This window comes from Moorena sp. SIO3I6 (assembly GCF_010672095.1).
In genome coordinates this window covers 1-3,087 of sequence record NZ_JAAHHU010000499.1, presented here as the reverse complement: position 1 = coordinate 3,087, position 3,087 = coordinate 1, and the positions used below count along the sequence as shown (strand labels likewise).

Here is a 3,087-nt window from a genome sequence, read left to right as displayed (position 1 = left end):
CTTTAGGGTTGAAAGTTGTGAGGTTGAAAGTTGTGAGGTTGAAAGTTAAAGGTTGTGAGGTGGAAGGTTTTCAGATAGCGTTTCTGATACTTATCAGGTACATTCAAGTTTCTTACCCCGACTCCCGACTCCCGACTCCCGACTCCCGACTCCCGACTCCCTATAACCAAGGACTTTCTCTGCCACCCAATTGAAAATACTATTAATAAATTGAATTATAGGGGATTAAAAATGACGAAACTAGTAACCTTTAAAATAGTTGATGGTGATTTTAAAAAGGGCTTTCGGGTAATCCTAAAAATTGGTATTGATGCCAATGAAAATAATTTAATGGCTAGAGAAATTGACGGTTGGTTACCGCCAGCACCTGAGATTAACCAATTGTGCAACAGTTGGCTCTTAAGCTATCGTGCTCAAGGGAGAATCAAACTGCATCCACCGGATCGGAAACTGACAGCTCCCTCAGAACAGATAACCAACTATTCAATTATCAACTCAGCTCATGATTTAGAAGAGGCGATCAATAATTGGCTAAATTCAACCGATAGAAAGTTTCAACGCTTCCGGGATCAAGTGTTAAAATCTTTATCGACCAATGACCAGATTCGGTTTATTATTCAAACTAATAATATCAAACTTTGGCAATTGCCTTGGCATCTCTGGGATGTCTTGTCCGATTGTGATATTGAGGTTAATTTCAGTACCTCAGAATTTCCCTTACCCTCCCAAGCAATCGACCAATCTAGAAATAAAGTCAGACTATTGGCAATTCTAGGAGATGACACCGGGATTAATATCGAGAAGGATTTGGCATTACTCCAGGAGGAATTACCGGATGCAGAAATTGTCCCTTTAATCAGTCCCAAAAAAAAAGAATTAAGCCATGAATTATGGGATGAAAGGTGTGATATATTGTTTTTTGCTGGTCATAGTTTTACCCAGAAAGATAATTTACAAGGACGATTTTTCATCAATGAAGATGAAAGCCTAACCATTGAGGAGTTAAAGTATGGTCTAAGCAATGCGATTGAAAATGGTTTAAAATTGGCTATTTTTAATTCCTGTGATGGGTTAGGATTAGCAGCAGAATTGGTTAGTTTACCAATCTCGACAACCCTGGTAATGCGGGAACGGGTGCCAGATGAGGTAGCTCAGACGTTTTTAAGGTATTTTCTCAACGCATTTGCCACAAAGCAAAAATCCTTATCGGATTCAGTTTGGGAAACCCGGAAAAGATTGCAGGAGGAGGTAGAAGATAACTATCCCTGTGCCAGTTGGTTACCAGTGATATTTCAGAATCCTGCTCTGGAACCGCCAACTTGGGAAGACTTGATCCCAAAGCCTATTCCTCCAATCCCCCCAATCCCCCAGAATCCCAAACTCCCAAGGGTTTTACTGGTAAGTTTGATGGTCACTATCGCAGTGATCACAATGCGATTGCTTGGGCTGTTACAAGGATCAGAATTACGTGCTTTTGACCATCTTATGGGTCTGCGACCACCTGAAAAGCCGGATGAGCGGGTTTTAGTAATTGCGGTGGATGAACCTGATATTCAGTATCAGGAAAAGATGGGTTGGTCGAGGAAAGGGTCGTTATCCGATACAGCCTTGGCAGAACTGTTGCGAAAACTCAACCGTTATCAACCGCGAGTGATTGGCTTAGATATTTATCATGACTTTGAGTTTGAACCTAACTTAGGGACTCAATTGAAACAAAATCCCCGTTTCATTGCGGTGTGCCAAATGAAAAGTAATGATCACCCTGGTATCGCTTCACCACCGGGTATGACATCACAACAGATCGGCTTTAGTGATTTCCCTCGTGACCCAGATCATATTATCCGTCGCCAACTTCTAGGGATGGGCTATCCGGATAATTGTAATACTCGTTACTCTCTAAGTTTACAAGTGGCTCTGAATTACCTAGCCGAAGAGGGAATCCCGCCGATGAAGAGAAATTCAGCAGGGGATGTAGAAATCGGTGATGTGGTGTTTCGGAAATTCGCACACAATGCTGGTGGATATCAGTTAAAGCCAGAACATGCAAGGGGATATCAGATACTCCTTAATTATCGTGCCAATAATCCCAAACAAGTTAATCTCCAAGACTTACTCAAGGGTAAACTTGACTCCCAACTGCCGGATTTAGTCAAAAATAAGATTGTCTTGATTGGGGTTGGTAAAGATTTAAAGGATGTACACCAGACTCCCTATACTAAAGGGCCATGGTCTGACAAAATACCTGGGGTTATGGTTCAAGCTCAGATGAGTAGTCAGATTATTAGTGCCGTTTTGAAGCAACGACCCTTGCTCTGGTGGTTGCCACAGTGGGGGGAAATGCTTTGGATTGGTAGTTGGTCTGTGGTGGGAGGCCTATTAGTTTGGCGTTTACATTCCCCATCCTACTTGGGAATTGCTGTTTTTGTTGGTATCAGCCTTTTATCTGGAGTCTGTTATGGTCTGTTACTCCAAGGGGGATGGATACCTTTTATACCATCAGCGTTGGCCTTAGTGGCAACCAGTGGAGCCATCGTAGTTTCTAGCATTTTTAAATCAAATGTAAACAAGGATGACAGTTTTTTATATTACCAAAAATCCCTAGATACTTGATTATATCTTGCTTTTTGCTTCTTGCATCTTGCCTTTACTAATCGCGCTTCTGTTTACATCTCAAATGTAAAGGCTAGATTGATCATCCAATTGTTTTAGATAATTTTGATAAAAAGATTATTTGTTTAAAGATTGAATAAATTTTAATCCAACTAAAGAAATGAGTCGGGCTTGATATGTAATACTTTTTTTGATCAATAAATCAGTCATCAGCGATGCAGAGGTGCGACCCGTGACGAATTAAATTCGCCACGGGTCAAGCGCACCTAAGCGCTCATGGGGAGGCAGCGCCGCCAAAGGGGGTCTCCCCACTCGCTATTGCCGTGGTTTCCCCCGGAGACGAAACCTGATTACGTTGAGCTGAGCCTTTATGGTTGGTAGGCTATGCAAAAAAGGTTAAAACTTATTGATTAGCGATGCAGCGCGGTCTTGGGGGTTTCCCCCATGAGCGACTGCATCAAGACAAGGCGAGCCTGT

At 42.1% G+C, this 3,087-nt stretch carries 2 protein-coding genes; both read left to right on the top strand.

From position 1 onward, the window contains the following. Positions 1 to 194: hypothetical protein (locus tag F6K49_RS38595; protein ID WP_293105730.1), on the top strand; the 194-nt coding region annotated here is incomplete at its 5' end. Between the two features lie 37 nt (positions 195 to 231). Beyond that, entirely contained in the window at positions 232 to 2,610 is a 2,379-nt protein-coding gene (locus tag F6K49_RS38590) for a CHASE2 domain-containing protein (protein ID WP_293105727.1), read from the top strand. Positions 2,611 to 3,087: the final 477 nt, after the last annotated feature.